The organism is Pigmentiphaga sp. H8 (assembly GCF_003854895.1).
Lineage (GTDB): Bacteria > Pseudomonadota > Gammaproteobacteria > Burkholderiales > Burkholderiaceae_B > Pigmentiphaga.
Genome location: NZ_CP033966.1, coordinates 4404901 through 4420818, shown reverse-complemented (window position 1 = coordinate 4420818; position 15918 = coordinate 4404901). Strand labels below are relative to the sequence as shown.

Sequence of the window (15918 nt, the reverse complement as noted above, 5' to 3'; positions counted from 1 at the left end):
TGTATTGAGCGCCTTCCCGCCTGACGAGCGACGTCTTTTCAAGCCTCGTCAACCCAGGGTTAACGCAGCGTGGCCATCGCCCGCTTCCCCGGTGGGCGCAACCCTTGCACGAGAGCAGAATGACCGCACTGTCCGTATTGGATCTGTCACCCATCTGCGCCGGCGGCACGGCCGCCGACGCCTTTCGCAACACCCTCGACCTGGCGCAGCACGCCGAGCGCTGGGGCTATCGCCGCTACTGGCTGGCCGAGCACCACAACATGCCCGGCATCGCCAGCGCCGCCACGGCGCTCGTGATTTCCCACGTGGCCGCCGGCACCACCCACATCCGGGTGGGCGCGGGCGGCGTCATGCTGCCCAACCACGCGCCGCTGGTCATCGCCGAACAGTTCGGCACGCTGGCCTCGCTGTATCCGGGCCGCATCGACCTCGGCCTGGGCCGCGCGCCCGGGTCGGACCAGGCCACCGCCCGCGCGTTGCGCCGGGGGCAGGGCGATACCGCCGACCGCTTCCCGCAGGACGTGGCCGAGCTGCAGCACTATTTCCAGGCGCCGAGCCCGGGGCAGCCGGTGCAGGCCGTGCCCGGCGGCGGACTGGACGTGCCGCTGTGGCTGCTGGGGTCCAGCCTTTTCAGCGCGCAACTGGCGGCGCAGATGGGGCTGCCGTTCGCCTTCGCCTCGCACTTCGCGCCGGGCTATCTGACGGCGGCGCTGGATCTGTACCGCACGCGCTTCCAGCCTTCCGAGGCCTTGCGGCGCCCCTATGTCATGCTGGGCATCAACGTGGTCGCCGCCGACACCCCGGACGAGGCGCGCCGCCTGTTCACGTCGCTGCAGCTGCAATTCGTCAACTTGATCCGCGGGACGCCCGGCAAGCTGAACGCCCCGGTCGACAACATCGAGGAAATCTGGAGCGGCGCCGAGAAGGCGCACATCGAGCGTTCGCTGTCCTGCGCGGTGGTGGGCACGCCGGAAGACGTCGAAACCGGCCTGGACGAATTCGCGCGCCGGCACGGGGCCGACGAGCTGATGGTGACGGCCCAGGTCTACGACCACGCCGCGCGCCTGCGTTCGTTCGAGATCGCCGCCGCCGCCGGCGCGCGGCTGGGGTGGCTGGAAAACGCGGCGTGAGGCTGGTCAGTCGTCCCGCTCGGGCAGGCGCTCGGCTTTCAGCGGCAGCACCTTGCCCAGCCAGAATCCGTGGACCAGGTGATCGCGGCGCGGAAGTCCCGTGTCCGGGTGCACCAGCACGTCCAGGCCGCGCCGGTTCAGCATGAGCCAGGGCACGAGCGAGGCAAAGACGGCGGGGTCGAACAGCAACTGATACATCGCCTGGGTATGCGGGCCGACGGGCACGTCGTGCCAGCGGCCGGCGCGCAGGGGAAAGCGCGCGACGGCTTCCTCGCGCACGATCGCGGCCACGTCGCGGGTGGCGGCGGGGTCGTAGTAGACATGGGCATGGAATGCGCGAATGATGCCGGTGTCGTAGGAGTCTGCCTGCATGGCTTCTGGCCTGGATGGCGGTGCGGACCGCGGTGGTGAATGAAAGAGAAGAAGGCGCGGCGGTGGCCGAGCCCTGTATCGATTCTATGTGACGGAGCGACAAGTGGACCTGGGATTGAAAGGAAAAGTGGCGGTGGTGACCGGCGCGACGGCAGGCATAGGCCTGGCGGCCGCGCTGAAGTTCGTGGAAGAGGGCGCCCGGGTGGCGATCTGCGCGCGCAGCGCCGACAAGCTGGCGGCCACCGTGGAGCTGTTGCGGGCCAAGGGCGGCGATGTCTTCGGGCTGGCGACGGACATCTCCAGGCCCGAGGAGATCGAGCGGTTCTTCACGGCCGTCGCGGATCACTTCGGCCGTATCGACATCCTGGTCAACAATGCCGGCACCTCGATGCGCGGCCCGTTCCTGAAGATGAGCGACGCCGACTGGGACGCCGATCTCGAACTGAAGCTGTACGGGGCGATCCGCTGCTCGCGGCTGGCCGTCCAGCACATGAAGAAGCAAGGGGGTGGCCGCATCGTCAACATCTCGACCATAGGCGGCAAGCAGCCCGCCGCCACCTCCATGCCGACCTCGGTGTCGCGCGCGGCGGGGTTGGCCCTGACCAAGGCGCTGTCGCGCGAGTTCGCCGCCGACAACATCCTCGTGAACGCCGTCTGCATCGGCAAGATCAAGGCCGGCCAGCACGAGCGCGCCGCCGCCTCGAAGGGCCGCGACGCCGACGACCTGTACCACGAGTTCGCCCAGGACATCCCCCTGGGCCGGGTGGGCGAGGCCGAGGAAGCCGCCAACGTCATCGTCTTCCTGGCGTCCGGGGCGGCCAGCTACGTGACCGGCTCCAGCGTCAACCTGGACGGCGGCGCATCCTCCGTGATGTGACGGCGGCGCGGGCTCCGGCCCGCGGCGGGGCTTGCAATTCCCGGCCTCCGCCTATATAGTTAGTTCAACTAACTAACTTATTGGGCGCAGCGCCCGCGCGCCCGCCCGCCAGGACCATGTTGGACCCCACCGGCAACGAATCGATCGACCTGGCCGCGCAATTGCGGCCGGCCATCCTGCGGCTGAACAGGCTGCTGCGGCGCGAGACCCAGGCCTTCGGCGTCTCGCCGCTCATGGTCATGCTGCTCTCGGCCATCGACAAGGAGCCCGGCATAGGCGTCAACGATCTCGCCAATCGCGAGAACATGCGCGCCGCCAGCATGAGCAATCACGTCAAGCAGCTCGAGGCCGGCGGCTACATCCAGCGCGACCAGACCCTGCATACGGACAAGCGCCGCGTCGGACTGGCCGTGACGCCGGCTGGCCGCAAGCTGGTGGCCGAGGTGCGCAAGCGCCGCACCGACTGGCTGGCGGGCCGCATCGCCATGCTCGATCCCGACGACCGCGCCGCGCTCGGCCGCGCGGCCAAAGCCCTGCAGCATCTCGGGGAGTGACAGCCATGGCCTTGTCCACCAACCATCACTCCCCGTTCATCGCCCGCATCACGCAGCGGCTGGCCCCCATGGTCGTGCCGCTCATCGTCGGCTGCGCGCTGTTCATGCAGATGCTGGACTCCACGGTCATCGCCACGGCCCTGCCGGCCATGGCTCATTCCTTCGGCGAGGATCCGGTCCGGCTCAACGTCGCGATCACCGCCTATCTGCTCAGCGCCGCGGTGTTCGTTCCCATCTGCGGCTGGGCCGCCGACCGGTTCGGCGCGCGCCAGGTATTCGCCTCGGCCATCGTGCTGTTCACCATCAGCTCCACGCTGTGCGGTCTGTCGCAAACGCTGGGCCAGATGGTGGCCGGCCGCATGCTGCAAGGATTCGCGGGGGCGATGATGGTCCCGGTGGGGCGCATCGTGCTGCTGCGCACCGTGTCCAAGTCGGAACTGGTGCGCGCCATGTCGTTCCTCAGCATGCCGGCGCTGCTGGGGCCCATCTTCGGGCCCGCCGTGGGCGGCTTCCTGGTCGAGTATGGTTCCTGGCGCTGGATCTTCTTCATGAATCTGCCCATCGGCATCCTGGGCGTGATCCTGGCGCTGCGCTACATCCGCGATACCGAGGCGGGCCAGCCGCAGCCGCTGGACATCATCGGCTTCCTGCTGACCGCCGTCTGCCTGGGCACGCTGGTGTTCTGCTTCGAAGCCGTGGGCCATGGCGTGCTGTCGACGCCCGTGGTGCTGGCGATGCTGGGCTTGGGCGGCGTGTGCGGGCTGCTTTACGTCAAGCACGCGGAGCGTTCGCCGCACCCCATCCTGGATTTCCGCCTGCTGAAGATCCCGACCTTCTCCATCGCGCTGCTGGGCGGCAACCTCTGCCGGCTCGCGGTCGGCGCCGTGCCCTTCCTGCTGGCCATGCAATTGCAGGTGGCGTTCGGCATGGGGCCCTTCGCCGCCGGGATGTTGACCTTCGCCGGCGCGCTGGGCGCGCTGATGATGAAGATGAGCGCCAGCCCCATCATCAAGCGCTTCGGTTTCCGCCGCACGCTCGTGGCCAACGCCTTCCTGACCGGGGCGTCCATCATCGGCTGCGTGCTGTTCACCTCGGTCACGCCGCATGCCGTCATCATCATCGTGCTGCTGCTGGGCGGGTTCTTCCGCTCGCTGCAACTGACCGGGGTCAATTCGCTGGCCTATGCCGACATCGGCCCCGAGCAGATGGGGCGGGCCACCGGCATGGCCAGCGCGGTCCAGCAGCTGGCCATCAGCCTGGGCGTGGCCGTGGCCGCCTTCGCGCTCAAGGCCAGCATGGCCACGCGCGGTACCACCACGCTCGATGCCTACGACGTGATCCCCGGCTTCCTGGTCATCGGCATCGCGATGATGATGTCGGTGTTTTTCTTCAGCCGCCTTTCCGCCAACGCCGGTTCCGCCGTCAGCGGAAAGCGGGAGCCCCCCCCTACGCGCTGACGCGCGCCCCCCAGGGGGCGATGCGGGTGGACCGGCAAAGCCGGATCCACCGCATCCTGGGTCTAGTACCGCTATCTTGGTTGGTGGCGCCGGTGCTTCGCTGGCTGCCAGCGGTAGCAACCGTGCTTCTATCCAAGATAGTTTCCCTAGACCCAGGAAACCGCGGATCTGGCTTTGCCAGTCCGCCGGTTTCGCCCCCTGGGGGGCGCGCGAAGCGCGTAGGGGGGGGCTTCGCCTCTACACCATGTTTTTCGGGATGACCCAGGCGTCGAACTGCTCGTTCGTCACATAGCCCAGGGCCAGCGCGGATTCGCGTAGCGACAGGTTTTCCTTGTGGGCCTTCTTGGCGATCTGCGCGGCCTTGTCGTAGCCGATGTGGGGATTGAGGGCGGTGACCAGCATCAGGGAGCGTTCCACCAGTTCGGCGATGCGGTCGCGGTTGGGTTCCAGGCCCGCCACGCAGTTCTTCTCGAAGCTTTCCATGCCGTCGGCCAGCAGGCGGACCGATTGCAGGAAGTTGTGGATCAGCATGGGCTTGAAGACGTTCAGCTCGAAGTTGCCGCTGGCGCCGCCGATGTTGATGGCGACGTCGTTGCCCAGGACCTGGGCGCCGAGCATGGTCAGGGCCTCGGACTGGGTCGGGTTGACCTTGCCGGGCATGATGGAGCTGCCGGGCTCGTTCTCGGGGATGCTGATCTCGCCCAGTCCGGAGCGCGGGCCGCTGGCGAGCCAGCGCACGTCGTTGGCCAGCTTGATCAGGCCGGCGGCCAGGGTCTTGAGGGCGCCGTGGGAGAACAGCAGGCCCTCGTGCGAGGCCAGCGCCTGGAACTTGTTGGGCGCCGACTCGAAGGGCAGGCCGGTTTCGCGGGCCAGCTCGGCGGCCACCTTCGCGCCGAACTCCGGATGGGTATTCAGGCCGGTGCCGACGGCGGTACCGCCTATGGCCAGCTGCAACAGGCTGCGCTGGGCGTGGCGGATCTGTTCCTCGGCCAGCAGCAACTGGGCCTCGTGGCCGGACAGCTCCTGCCCCAGGGTCAGGGGCGTGGCGTCCTGCAGGTGGGTACGGCCGATCTTGACGATGTCGGCATAGGCCCGCGCCTTGTCGCCCAGCGTCTTGCGCAGGCGCGCCAGGGCAGGCAGCAGGCGGGCGTGGATCTGCAGCGCCGCCGCCACGTGCATGGCCGTGGGGAACACGTCGTTGGACGACTGGCCGCGGTTGACGTGGTCGTTGGGGTGGACCAGCCGGGCCTCGCCCCGCTCGCCGCCCAGGAGTTCCGAGGCGCGGTTGGCCAGCACCTCGTTGACGTTCATGTTGGCCTGCGTGCCCGAGCCGGTCTGCCAGACGCTAAGGGGAAATTCGTCCGGCCAGCGGCCGGCGATGATCTCGTCGGCCGCCGCCTCGACGGCATGGGCGGTACGGCCGTCCAGCAGGCCCAGGTCAGCGTTGACGCGGGCGGCGGCGCGTTTGACCTGGGCCAGGGCCGTGATGAGCGGCACGGGCATCTTCTCGTGCGAGATCGCGAAGAACTGCAGTGATCGCTGGGTCTGGGCGCCCCACAAATGGTCGGCGGGAACGTCGATCGGACCGAAGGTGTCCTTTTCAACACGGGTTTGCATGGTCATCTCCTTGCCTGCCGGCCCGGCCTGCGGGCCTGGATGATTCCAGGTTAGCAGAAGCCATCCACGCATCGGCTTGTGTCCCTGCAAGCGACTGTGGTAAAGGATGAGCGATGCCAGAACCAGGGAGCTTTTCGTGTTCGAACGAGCCGAGCGGGACCCGTCCATGGACGAGCGGGAGTACGAGCGGCGCGAGCTCGTGCTGCGGACGGAACTGCTCCAGCAGCAGTACGAGCTTCTGAAGCAGCGCGACCGCGCCGTGCTGATCGTGGTGGCGGGGGTCGACGGCGCGGGCAAGGGATCCGCGATCAACCTGCTGAACGAATGGATGGACCCGCGCCACATCCGCACCCTGGCCTTTGGCGACCCCAGCGTGGACGAGGCCCAGCGGCCGGCCATGTGGCGCTACTGGAACGCGCTGCCCGCGCTGGGGCAGACCGGGATCGTCTTCGGCTCCTGGTATGCGCCCCTGTTCAAGGAGGCCGCGCGCAAAAAGCCTGACATGGACCGCATCGAGGCGATGGCGGCCGAGATCCTGCGCTTCGAGTCCATGCTGGCCAGCGAGCGGGTGCGTATGCTCAAGCTCTGGTATCACCTGTCGCGCGATGCGCAGGTGGCCCGCATCGATGCGCAACTGGCCGATCCCGCGACGGCCTGGCGGGTGTCCGAGGCCGACCTGAAGGTGCGCAAGAAATTCGACCGGCTGCGCACGGCCGGCGAGATTGTGCTGGGCGCCACCGACGCGGCCCATACGCCGTGGCGGGTGGTGCCGGGCGCCGATGCCCGGCTGCGCGCGGTCGAAACGGCCTCGGCCGTGTTGCAGGCGATGCGCGAGCCGCTGCCGCGCGCGCCGCGCCGGCCGCCGCTGCAGGGGGTGCGCCCCGGCGGCAGGTCCAAGGCGGTGCTGGAGCCCATGCCGGGCGCGGGCAAGCTGGACGAGGTCGATTATGAAAGGCAACTGGCCGGCTGGCAGGCGCGCTTGTCGGAGCAGGTACGCGCCAAGCGCTTTCGCAAGCGCTCGCTGGTGCTGGTGTTCGAGGGTGTGGATGCCGCCGGCAAGGGCGGCGCGATCCGGCGTGTCTCGCATGCGCTGGATGTGCGGAACTTCGATATCGTGCCGATCTCCGCGCCCAGCGACGACGAACTGGCCCATCCCTACCTGTGGCGATTCTGGCGGCATCTGCCGCTGCATGGCAGTGTGTGCATCTTCGACCGTTCCTGGTATGGCCGGGTGCTGGTCGAGCGGGTCGAGTCGCTGATTCCGCCCGCCACGTGGCGGCGCGCCTACGACGAGATCAACGACTTCGAGGACCAGTTGCGCCGCGGCGGCGCGGTGGTGCTGAAGTTCTGGCTGTCGGTCTCGCGCGAGGAACAACTGCGCCGCTTCAAGGAGCGCCGCGATTCCCCGTTCAAGAGTTTCAAGCTCACGCCGGACGACTGGCGCAACCGGCGCAAGTGGGACGACTACATGTCGGCCGCGCGCGAGATGATCGCGCGCACCGACACCGCGCACGCGCCCTGGATCGTGGTGGCCGACGACGACAAGCGCACCGCGCGGGTCAAGGTCCTGGAACACATCGTGAAGGCCATGGATGAAGCCTGATCCACGCCAGCCTTCCACCGCGTGGGTGCTGGCCGTCACGCTGGCGATCCAGTCGCTGGCCTCGGCCGCCACCATCGCGCCGGCGGTGGTGGCCCCGGTGGCCACGCGCGAACTCGGCCTGCCTTCCAGCGCCATCGGCTTCTACATGGCCCTGGTCTACCTGGGGGCGATGTTCACCAGCGTGATCGGCGGTACCCTGGTCACCCGCCTGGGAGCGGTGCGCTGCAGCCAGGCGGCCCTGCTGCTGTGCGGCCTGGGCACGGGGCTGCTGTGCAGCGGCGGCCCCACGGTCGCGGCCTTGGGCGCATTGATCATCGGTGCCGGGTACGGCCCCATCACGCCTTCCAGTTCCTACCTGTTGATGCGCAGCACGCCCGCCCATCGGATGTCGCTGGTGTTCTCGATCAAGCAGACCGGCGTGCCGCTGGGCGGGGTCCTGGCCGCGCTGGCCAGTCCGCAGATCGAACACGTGCTGGGCTGGCGCTGGGCACTGGGCATTTGCGCGGTGGCCTGCCTGCTGTGCATGCTGGTCGCGCAAAGCGTGCGCCGCAGCCTGGACGTGCCGGGCGAGCCCGCCGCCCCGTGGCGCTGGCAGGACCTGGCGCGGCCGGTCGGACTGGTCTGGCGCACGCCCGCGCTGCGCCTCATGGCCGTGTGCTCGCTGTTGTTCTCCTTCATCCAGCTGGCGATCACGGCTTACCTGGTGACCTACCTGAACCTGTCGTTGGGATGGACGCTGATCGCGGCGGGTGTGATCCTGTCCTTGTCGCAGGTCGCGGGCGTGGCCGGGCGGATCCTGTGGGGCATCGTGGCCGACCGCTGGGCGCCGCCGCGCAAGGTCCTGGGCGGGCTGGCCCTGACGATGGCGGCAAGCTGCGTCGCCACCGCCTTGCTGCAGCCCGCCACGCCCTGGGTGCTGGTGGCCGCCGTCGCGGTGGTGTTCGGCGCTTCGGCCATAGGCTGGAACGGCGTGTTCCTGGCCGAGGTCGCCCGGCGCGCGCCGGCGGGGCAGGCCGGCGCGGCCACGGGTGGGACTCTGCTGTTCACCTATTTCGGCGTATTGGTGGGCCAGCCCTTGTTCAGCTACGTGGCGTCGCTGGCGGGCCCGGCCGGGCAGCCCGGCTATGCCTGGGCATACGGGCTGCTGGTGATTCCCGCGCTGTTCTGCGCCACCTGGCTGCTGCGCGCGCGGAGCTAGCGAACCTGCGCGATGACGTGGGCCACCGCCGCGGTCAGCTTCTTCACGTAAGGAATGTGCAGGAACTCGTTGGGCCCGTGGGCATTGGACCGGGGGCCCAGCACGCCGGTGATCAGGAACTGGGCCTCGGGGAATTTCTCGCCCAGCATGCCCATGAAGGGAATGGTGCCGCCTTCGCCTATCCAGGCCGTGCCTTGCCCGAATGCCGACTGCGACGCCGCGTCCAGCGCGCGCGAGCCAGGGGGCGGTCGGCGGAGCGTTCCAGCCACCGGCGCCGCCCTCGCTCTCGAACCTGACCCGGGCCTGGTAGGGAGGGTCCTTTTCCAGCGCGGCTTTTATCGCATGCGTCGCGCGTTCGGCGTCCACCGTGGGCGGCAGGCGCATGCTGAGCTTGAGCGAGGTCTTGGGACGCAGCACGTTGCCGGCGGCGTCGATGGACGGCAGGCCGGCCGCGCCGGTCACGGACAGGGCCGGCCGCCAGGTGCGGTTCAGGATGCCTTCGACCGGGTCGGTGGTGGTGGGCTGGGCGTGGGCATGGCCGTCGGCGCCGTGCGAGCATCCCACCCAGGGGAATTGCTTCCACACCTGGTCGCCCAGGATGGCGCCCGCCGTGCGGGCCTGGGCCAGGCGCTCATCCGGGATGCCGGCATGGAGTTCGGGCAGCAGCACGCGCCCGGTGGCCGGATCGTCGATCCGGTTGAGCAACTGGCGCGCGACCCGGAACGAGGACGGCACCAGGCCGCTGGCCATGCCCGAGTGGACGCCTTCGTCCAGGATTTCCACCGTCAGCACGCCGCCGGTCAGCCCGCGCAACGAGGTGGTCACCCACAACTGCTCGTAGTTGCCACAGCCCGAATCCAGCCCCACCACCAGCGTGGGCGGGCCGATGCGCGGGGCGAGCAGGTCGAGATAGGCGGGCAGGTCGTAGCTGCCGCTTTCCTCGCAGGTCTCGATCAGTCCCACGCAGCGGGGGCGCGGAATGTCCTGCGCATCCATCGCGGCCAGCGCGGCCAGGGCGGCGTAGATGGCGTAGCCGTCGTCCGCGCTGCCGCGTCCATAAAGCTTCCCGTCCTCGATCTTCGGCGTCCACGGACCCAGGTCCTGGCGCCAGCCGGTCATTTCGGGCTGCTTGTCCAGATGGCCGTAGAACAGCACGGTGCGGTCCCCGCCCAGTCCCTGGGTGGCCGGCGCCTCGAAATACAGGCAGGGGGTGCGTCCCGGGATGGCGACGATCTCGACGTGCAGTCCGGTAACCGGCTGAGCGCGCGCCCACTTCGCCGCCGCCTCCACGACCGCGGCCAGATGGCCGTGCTCGGCCCAACTGGCATCGAACATGGGCGACTTGGCGGGGATGCGCACGTAGTCGGCCAACAGGGGAATCAGTTCGTCGTCATAGCGGCGCGCCAGCACCGCGGCAAGGTCGGACAGGTCCATGAAGGGGCTCCCGGATCAGGCTCCAGTGTAGAACTTGTAGCCGGGGAAGGCAGCTTGCAAGATTTACATGTAATTCTTACCTGAGGTAGGGTGGGAGGCCATGCAAATCTTATAAACACCCCTGCGCCTACCCAGCGCGACAGGCTTTTCAACGGGCAAGGCCGGCATGGTACGGAACGTGCTCGTTGTTTCCGGCACGACGCTTACCGCGTCGCCAAGACAGAACCCGCCATCAGCGGGACGAGTTTTACGGGAAAGCCAAGGAGAAGAACCATGTTGCGCTGGGCTACTATCTTTTTCGTGATTCCCTTGCTGGTTGCCGTCGCGGGATTCAGCGACTTCGCGGCCAGTGCCGCGAACATCGCCGTCGTCCTGTTCCTGGTTTCGCTGGGGGCCTTTCTCGCCACCTTCTTCATCCGGACGCCCGAGGACGTGGAAGAGGGCTACGAGGGGGAATGGTCCCGATGAACCCACAGTTCCTTTTCCGCGGTTGAACATGGTTGCAAGACGCGTTTCGCAGGCGGCCGGGCCGCCCGATTCCTCTTATCGCAGATTGGCCGAGCACGCGCCGGGCGTACTTTGGTCAGCCTCGGAGACAGGGGAGTGGCTGTATGTGAATCCGGCCTGGACCCGCCTGACGGGGCAGCCCGCCAAGGCGGCCCTGGGCTGGGGCTGGCTGGCCTGCGTGCCCGCCGACCAGCGCGACCGGGTCCGTGCCGCCGTCGCCAAAGGAGCCGCCGATGCCGCGCCCTTCGAGGTGGTGCACGGACTGGCCACTGCCGACGGACGGTGGGTGGATGCGCATACGCAAGCGCAGCCCAGCCTGGAGGCCAATCAGCAGTTCGTGGGATTCAGCGGTACCTGCCTGCCGTGGCGCGAGTTCGCCGCGGTTAGCCCGTCCGCCCAGGAAGAGCCCGACGGACGGCAATTGCTGGACCTGCTGCCCCATGCCGTCGTCGCCTACGACGCCTCCTTGCGCTACGTGTACGCGAACCGCGCGGCCGGCGAGCTGTTCGGCATCGAGCCCGCCGTCTTCGCCGGCAAGACCGCGCGGCAGTTGGGCGTGGCGCCCTATATCGCATCGGCATACGAACAGGCGGTGGCCGACGCGCTGGCCACGGGGGTGCCGCAGACCTTCGACTACCGCATCGATACCGGCTCCTCCACGCGCCACTTCCGCGCTCGCGTCGTGGCCGATGGTGACGGCCGGCGCGCGGTGGCTTCCACTTTCGACACCAGCGCCTGGGTGCGCGTCCAGGTAGAGCAGGACACGCTGCTCCTGCGCGAACAGGCGGCCCGGACCCAGGCGGAAACCGCGATCGGGATACGCGACCAGTTTCTATCCATGGTCTCCCACGAATTGAGGTCTCCGCTCAACGGCATCCAGAGCTGGGCTCACGTGCTGGAGAGCCGGGTCGATGCCGGCGTGCCCACGATCGCGCGCGCGCTGGCGGGCATCAGGACCGGCGTGCAGCAGCAGGTCGGACTGATCGACGAACTGCTCGACGCCACGCATGCCATGACGGGACGGCTTCAGCTTTCGATGGCGATGGAGGCGCTGGGGCCCATCGTCGAACGCGCGATCGCCCGCGCCGCCCCGAAGGCGGCCGAACGCAACGTGAGCCTGCGTGCCGAACTGCCGCCGGGCGAGATCCGGGTCTGGGGCAGCGCCGAGCGCATCGAGCAGATGGTCGGGCACCTGCTGGGCAACGCCATCAAGTTCAGCCAGCCCGACGGCCAGGTCGCGGTGCGGGTCGAAGCGACGCAGGACGAGGTGCGCATCGCCGTCGGCGATACCGGCAAGGGCATCGCGGCCGACGTCATGCCTTATCTGTTCGATCCTTTCCGCCAGCTCGACGCTTTTCGCGCTCGCCGCCCGGACGGCCTGGGCCTGGGATTGACGCTGGTGCGGCACCTGGCCGAATTGCAGGGCGGCAGGGTGGCCGCCCAGAGCGGAGGCGAGGGGCAAGGCGCGGTTTTCTCGATCTACCTGCCGCTGGCCGGCGATGGCGAGGCGCCCGTGCCGGCCGTGCGACCCGAAGCGGCCGGCGTGTCCGCCGGCATGCTGCGTGACATACGCATCCTGCTGGTCGAGGGGCACGCCGAGGCGCGAGCCGCGCTGGCCGATTCCTTGCAACAGGCAGGGGGCGCGGTGGTGGCGTGCGACTCCAGCGCATCGGCCCTGGAGCATCTGCGCCGAACCGGCCCGGGGGAGCTTCCCCATGTCATCGTCAGCGACATGACCCTGCCCGGCATGGATGGCAGCGACACGCTGGCCCGCATCCGCGAACTCGAACGCGGCGAGCCGGACCGTTTTCCTTCGCCTACTCCCGCGGTCGCGCTGACCTCGGCCAGCCGGTGCGAGGATCGTATCGGCGCGCTGGCCGCCGGCTTCCAGGTCTACCTGGCCAAGCCGGTGGAGTTTCCGCAATTGGTGGGATTGATCCAGAATCTGGCGCGGGCCGCCTCTCTGGAGCGACGCTAGCGAAAAGGCGGCCCGCAGGCCGCCTTTCCGGTCAGGCGTGCGCGCGCATCCGGTCGCGCAGTTCCTTCACCTGATCGTGGTTGCGCACGACGCCTTCATATTGCAACTGGATGAGTGCCAGGAGCTGAGGCGGAAGTTCCTCGCGCAGGGCAGCCTGGTAGCGGCCCTTGGCGACGTCCTCGCCGCGTTCGCACTCCTCCAGGATGGCGAGATCCGTTCTTCCCGCCACCGCCGATTTCAATCCCAGCCAGCCACGGTGCAGCGCGCCGGCCGCGGTGCCGCCTTCTTCCGGCTCGTCGCCCAGTGCCGATACCTGCTCCTGCAACTGGGCCGCGGCCGTCGAGCAGTCGCTCGCGCGCCGGGAGAAAAGCGTCTTCAACTCGGGATCGTGGGCGTCCTGGGCAGCTTGCCGAAAGCCGTACTCGCCGTCCTTGCAGGTCTCGACCAAGTCGTTCAGTACTGTCGTCACATCTCGGGCCATCTTCGTCTCCTGGGTAGTCCGAATGAACCGGGCCGCATCGGGCCCGGTCCGGGACTTCAGCAGGAAACGGGCCCGCCTGACGATGGCTATTTCTTGGGATGGCTGGGCTTGAGCTTCCAGTCCTTGTCGTCCTTGTCGGTACGGACTTCCTTCTCGGCATGGGCGGCGGCCCCGGGCGAGATCGGATCGCTGGCCGGGAAGGTATCCTCCAGCGAATCGTCCAGCAGTTCCTGGTAGGTCGGCAGCCCTTCGTCGGACTGCTTGGCCTTGTCCTTCGGATCCTTCTCCGAACGGTTCTTGGGTTCAGTCTTCATGCCATGCTCCCGCAAATTGTCGCGTGGTCGAGTCGGCAAGAGTCATGCCCGGGCCTTACGCCCCGGCGGCGCCGCCCGCCGACGGTGGCGGCACCGAAACCTGGGGTCCGTCGCCATCCAGGCGGCGGACGAAGCTGGCCTGCGGATTGGCAAACTTTATCCCCAACTGCTTGAAACGGCGATAGATGCGCTGGTTGAATCCGCGCTGCACCGCGGCCTTGCCGCGATCCAGCGTGCGGATCTGCCCCGCCAGCGTGACCGAGGCGCCGTCCACCTGATCCACGCCCCACAGGTCCAGGTCGGCCAGCATCAGCGGACCCAGGTTGGGATCGTTGCGCATTTCCTCGCCCACGTTGCGGATCGCGGCCATGACCTCGTCCAGGTCCGAATCGGCGCTTACGCTGACCCGCACCGAGGCGTTGCCGATGCCGCGGTTGCTGTTCGAGACCGTGCCCACGGCGCTGAACGGGACCACGTGCAGCGAGCCGTCGCCCGCGCGCAGCCGGACCGTCCGTATGGACAGATACTCGACCGTGCCCGACACGCCGGCCAGCGTGACCGAGTCGCCCACCTGCATCGCGTTCTCCATCAGCAGGAAGATGCCGGTGATGAAATCCTGCACCAGCTTCTGCGAGCCGAAGCCGATGGCCACGCCGATGATGCTGGCGCCGGCCAGCAGCGGCGCGATGTTGATGCCCAGCTCGTTGAGCGCGGTGAACAGCACGATCAGCGCGATCACGATGAACAGCGTCGTGCGCAGGATGGGGACCAGCGTGCGCAGCCGCGTCGCGCGGGCGAGGTCGCCGGCCCGGGTCCAGCGCTCCATGCGCCGGTTGATCGACAGGTTGGCGGCTTCCCAGGCGACCAGCGCCAGGATGCACGACACCGCGATGGTGGCCGTGGCCGAGACCAGCCTGCGGCCCACCGTGCCGGTCTCGAACCAGTCCAGCGCGCGCACGCCCCAGACCTCCAGCAGCGCGATCGCCGTGGCGACGAATACCAGGATCATCACCACGCGCTGCGCCAGCGTCTGGTAGGGCCGCCGGCCCGGCTGGCCGTCGCCCCCCGCGGGCGCGTCGCTGTAGAAAGCGCGGTCCAGCGCCCCGAGCAGGATCATGCTGAGCACGGTGGCCGCCAGCATGACCAGCGCCGTGCCCCAGACGTAGTGCAGCAGCTGCGACAGTCCGCTGGCCGTGCCCAGCGCCCATACCGCCCACAGGCCGGCGATCACCGCGATGGCCGTGGGTGCCCAGACATTGGCCAGCACCACTCGCAGTCCCTCGCGTTCCGGCCCGCGTATCCAGCGCGAGACCTGGCGCCGCCGCTGGACCACCATGATGATCAGCATCACGTGCACGGCCAGGCCCACCAGCTTGGACAGCACGTTGCGCGCGTCGTCGCCGGCCCCCAGCAGATAGGCGATCTCGGTCGCGGCCACGCCGAAGGCGCCGACCGCCACCACGCGCCGCAGCCACGTGTCCAGGTAGCGCGCCGCTTCGTCGCCCAGCCGCGACAGGCGCAGGCAGGCGGCCGACGGCGAGGTCAGGAGACGCAGCGCGGCCATCGTCAGGCGCATGGCGAGATAGGCGGCGATCAGCGGCAGGATGAACGGATAGAAATCGGCGGTCGGCGCGCCGAACAGCGTCATCAATACCGTCGCCACGACCAGGAAGCCGGCCAGCGGCACCAGGGTCAGGATGGCATGCGCCAGCGCGGCGGGCAGCCGGCGCACGATGCGCAGGTGCTGGTCGGGCTCGGCGGGCGTTTCCGTGTCGGCGTCCGGCGCGGAGGGCGGGACCGTGTCCGGAATGTGCCGGCGTTCCGCGTAGGCCATCAGCATCGCGCGCGGCCGGCGCAGCAGCCGCCCGATCCCGGCTTCCACGCCCAGGGCCGCGGCCAGGATCAGCAGGATGGTGCCCAGGCCCTGGAAGGTGGCCGCGCGGGCCTCGGGCGTGCCGAGGTAGTACTGCCACCAGGCGCCCGCGGAACGCAGCGACAACAGCGTCGCGCCCGTCAGCCGCAGCTCGTCCAGCGCCGAGTGCACCCAGCTGCCCGCCTGCGTGAAGGCCTGGGCGACCAGTCCGTCCTTCTCCAGCGCGGCGGGGACTTCGGGCGCGGAGGGTGCGGCCGCCTGTTGCTGCGTCGCTTCGGCGATGACGCCCAGCGTCTGTTCCAGTTCCGCCCGCCGGGCATCGTCGCGCAGCAGGTCCAGGACCTGGCGCGCCTGGGCGGGCGTCACGGCGGCGGGCGCGGGGGCGGCGGCGCCGGCTGGCCGCGACATCCAGAGGGCCAGGCACAGCAGGGCGAGGGCGGTCCAGGGGCGTGGGCGTCGTGTCTGCATGGGATCGGTCGGAAGGGGGATAGGGCGATTCTACCCAGCGGTGCGGGATGTCTGG

At 69.0% G+C, this 15918-nt stretch carries 13 protein-coding genes and 1 pseudogene; 8 read left to right on the top strand and 6 right to left on the bottom strand.

Going from position 1 to position 15918, the window contains the following annotated elements:
- Nucleotides 1-119 precede the first annotated feature (119 nt).
- On the top strand, nucleotides 120-1130 hold the full coding sequence (locus tag EGT29_RS20870; RefSeq protein ID WP_124690775.1) for an LLM class flavin-dependent oxidoreductase: 1011 nt from the start codon (nucleotides 120-122) through the stop codon (nucleotides 1128-1130).
- 6 nt (nucleotides 1131-1136) lie between these two features.
- On the opposite strand, the gene EGT29_RS20865 is transcribed toward EGT29_RS20870, so the two are convergent.
- Nucleotides 1137-1502 carry a DOPA 4,5-dioxygenase family protein gene (locus EGT29_RS20865; RefSeq protein WP_124690774.1) on the bottom strand — a complete coding sequence of 122 codons (366 nt, stop codon included), beginning with the start codon at nucleotides 1500-1502 and terminating at the stop codon, nucleotides 1137-1139.
- Nucleotides 1503-1590: 88 nt separating this feature from the next.
- Between EGT29_RS20865 and EGT29_RS20860 the strand changes: the two genes are divergently transcribed.
- The 3 genes from EGT29_RS20860 (at nucleotide 1591) to EGT29_RS20850 (ending at nucleotide 4390) form a co-directional block, all read left to right on the top strand.
- Nucleotides 1591-2379: an SDR family NAD(P)-dependent oxidoreductase gene (locus EGT29_RS20860; RefSeq protein WP_238160156.1), complete on the top strand. Its 789-nt coding sequence runs from the start codon at nucleotides 1591-1593 to the stop codon at nucleotides 2377-2379.
- Between the two features lie 116 nt (nucleotides 2380-2495).
- Nucleotides 2496-2933 carry a MarR family winged helix-turn-helix transcriptional regulator gene (locus EGT29_RS20855; RefSeq protein WP_124690773.1) on the top strand — a complete coding sequence of 146 codons (438 nt, stop codon included), beginning with the start codon at nucleotides 2496-2498 and terminating at the stop codon, nucleotides 2931-2933.
- A 5-nt stretch (nucleotides 2934-2938) separates the two neighbouring features.
- Nucleotides 2939-4390, top strand: a complete 1452-nt coding sequence (locus EGT29_RS20850) for a DHA2 family efflux MFS transporter permease subunit (protein WP_124690772.1) — start codon at nucleotides 2939-2941, stop codon at nucleotides 4388-4390.
- Nucleotides 4391-4627: 237 nt separating this feature from the next.
- On the opposite strand, the gene fumC is transcribed toward EGT29_RS20850, so the two are convergent.
- Nucleotides 4628-6007 (bottom strand): class II fumarate hydratase, encoded by a 1380-nt coding sequence (gene fumC / locus EGT29_RS20845; RefSeq protein WP_124690771.1) that lies wholly within the window; start codon nucleotides 6005-6007, stop codon nucleotides 4628-4630.
- A gap of 136 nt (nucleotides 6008-6143) precedes the next feature.
- Between fumC and pap the strand changes: the two genes are divergently transcribed.
- Both pap and EGT29_RS20835 read left to right on the top strand, forming a co-directional pair.
- Nucleotides 6144-7610, top strand: a complete 1467-nt coding sequence (gene pap, locus EGT29_RS20840; protein ID WP_192901767.1) for a polyphosphate:AMP phosphotransferase — start codon at nucleotides 6144-6146, stop codon at nucleotides 7608-7610.
- Nucleotides 7600-8808, top strand: coding sequence for an MFS transporter (locus tag EGT29_RS20835; RefSeq protein WP_124690769.1), 1209 nt, complete (start codon nucleotides 7600-7602; stop codon nucleotides 8806-8808). The genes pap and EGT29_RS20835 overlap by 11 nt, the downstream gene beginning before the upstream one ends.
- On the opposite strand, the pseudogene EGT29_RS20830 reads toward EGT29_RS20835, so the two are convergent.
- Nucleotides 8805-10242: pseudogene (locus tag EGT29_RS20830) on the bottom strand (M20/M25/M40 family metallo-hydrolase). The gene EGT29_RS20835 and the pseudogene EGT29_RS20830 sit on opposite strands and share 4 nt — an antisense overlap.
- Before the next feature lie 273 nt (nucleotides 10243-10515).
- Here EGT29_RS20830 and EGT29_RS20825 point away from each other — a divergent pair.
- Nucleotides 10516-10710 carry a DUF1328 domain-containing protein gene (locus EGT29_RS20825; protein WP_124690768.1) on the top strand — a complete coding sequence of 65 codons (195 nt, stop codon included), beginning with the start codon at nucleotides 10516-10518 and terminating at the stop codon, nucleotides 10708-10710.
- 28 nt (nucleotides 10711-10738) lie between these two features.
- Entirely contained in the window at nucleotides 10739-12727 is a 1989-nt protein-coding gene (locus tag EGT29_RS20820) for an ATP-binding protein (protein ID WP_124690767.1), read from the top strand.
- A 31-nt stretch (nucleotides 12728-12758) separates the two neighbouring features.
- On the opposite strand, the gene EGT29_RS20815 is transcribed toward EGT29_RS20820, so the two are convergent.
- From EGT29_RS20815 to EGT29_RS20805, 3 genes are all read right to left on the bottom strand, one after another.
- Complete coding sequence (locus EGT29_RS20815; protein WP_124690766.1) at nucleotides 12759-13208, bottom strand: PA2169 family four-helix-bundle protein; 450 nt, start codon at nucleotides 13206-13208, stop codon at nucleotides 12759-12761.
- Nucleotides 13209-13294: 86 nt separating this feature from the next.
- Complete coding sequence (locus EGT29_RS20810; RefSeq protein ID WP_124690765.1) at nucleotides 13295-13522, bottom strand: hypothetical protein; 228 nt, start codon at nucleotides 13520-13522, stop codon at nucleotides 13295-13297.
- A gap of 55 nt (nucleotides 13523-13577) precedes the next feature.
- Nucleotides 13578-15863, bottom strand: coding sequence for a mechanosensitive ion channel domain-containing protein (locus EGT29_RS20805; RefSeq protein WP_124690764.1), 2286 nt, complete (start codon nucleotides 15861-15863; stop codon nucleotides 13578-13580).
- Nucleotides 15864-15918: the final 55 nt, after the last annotated feature.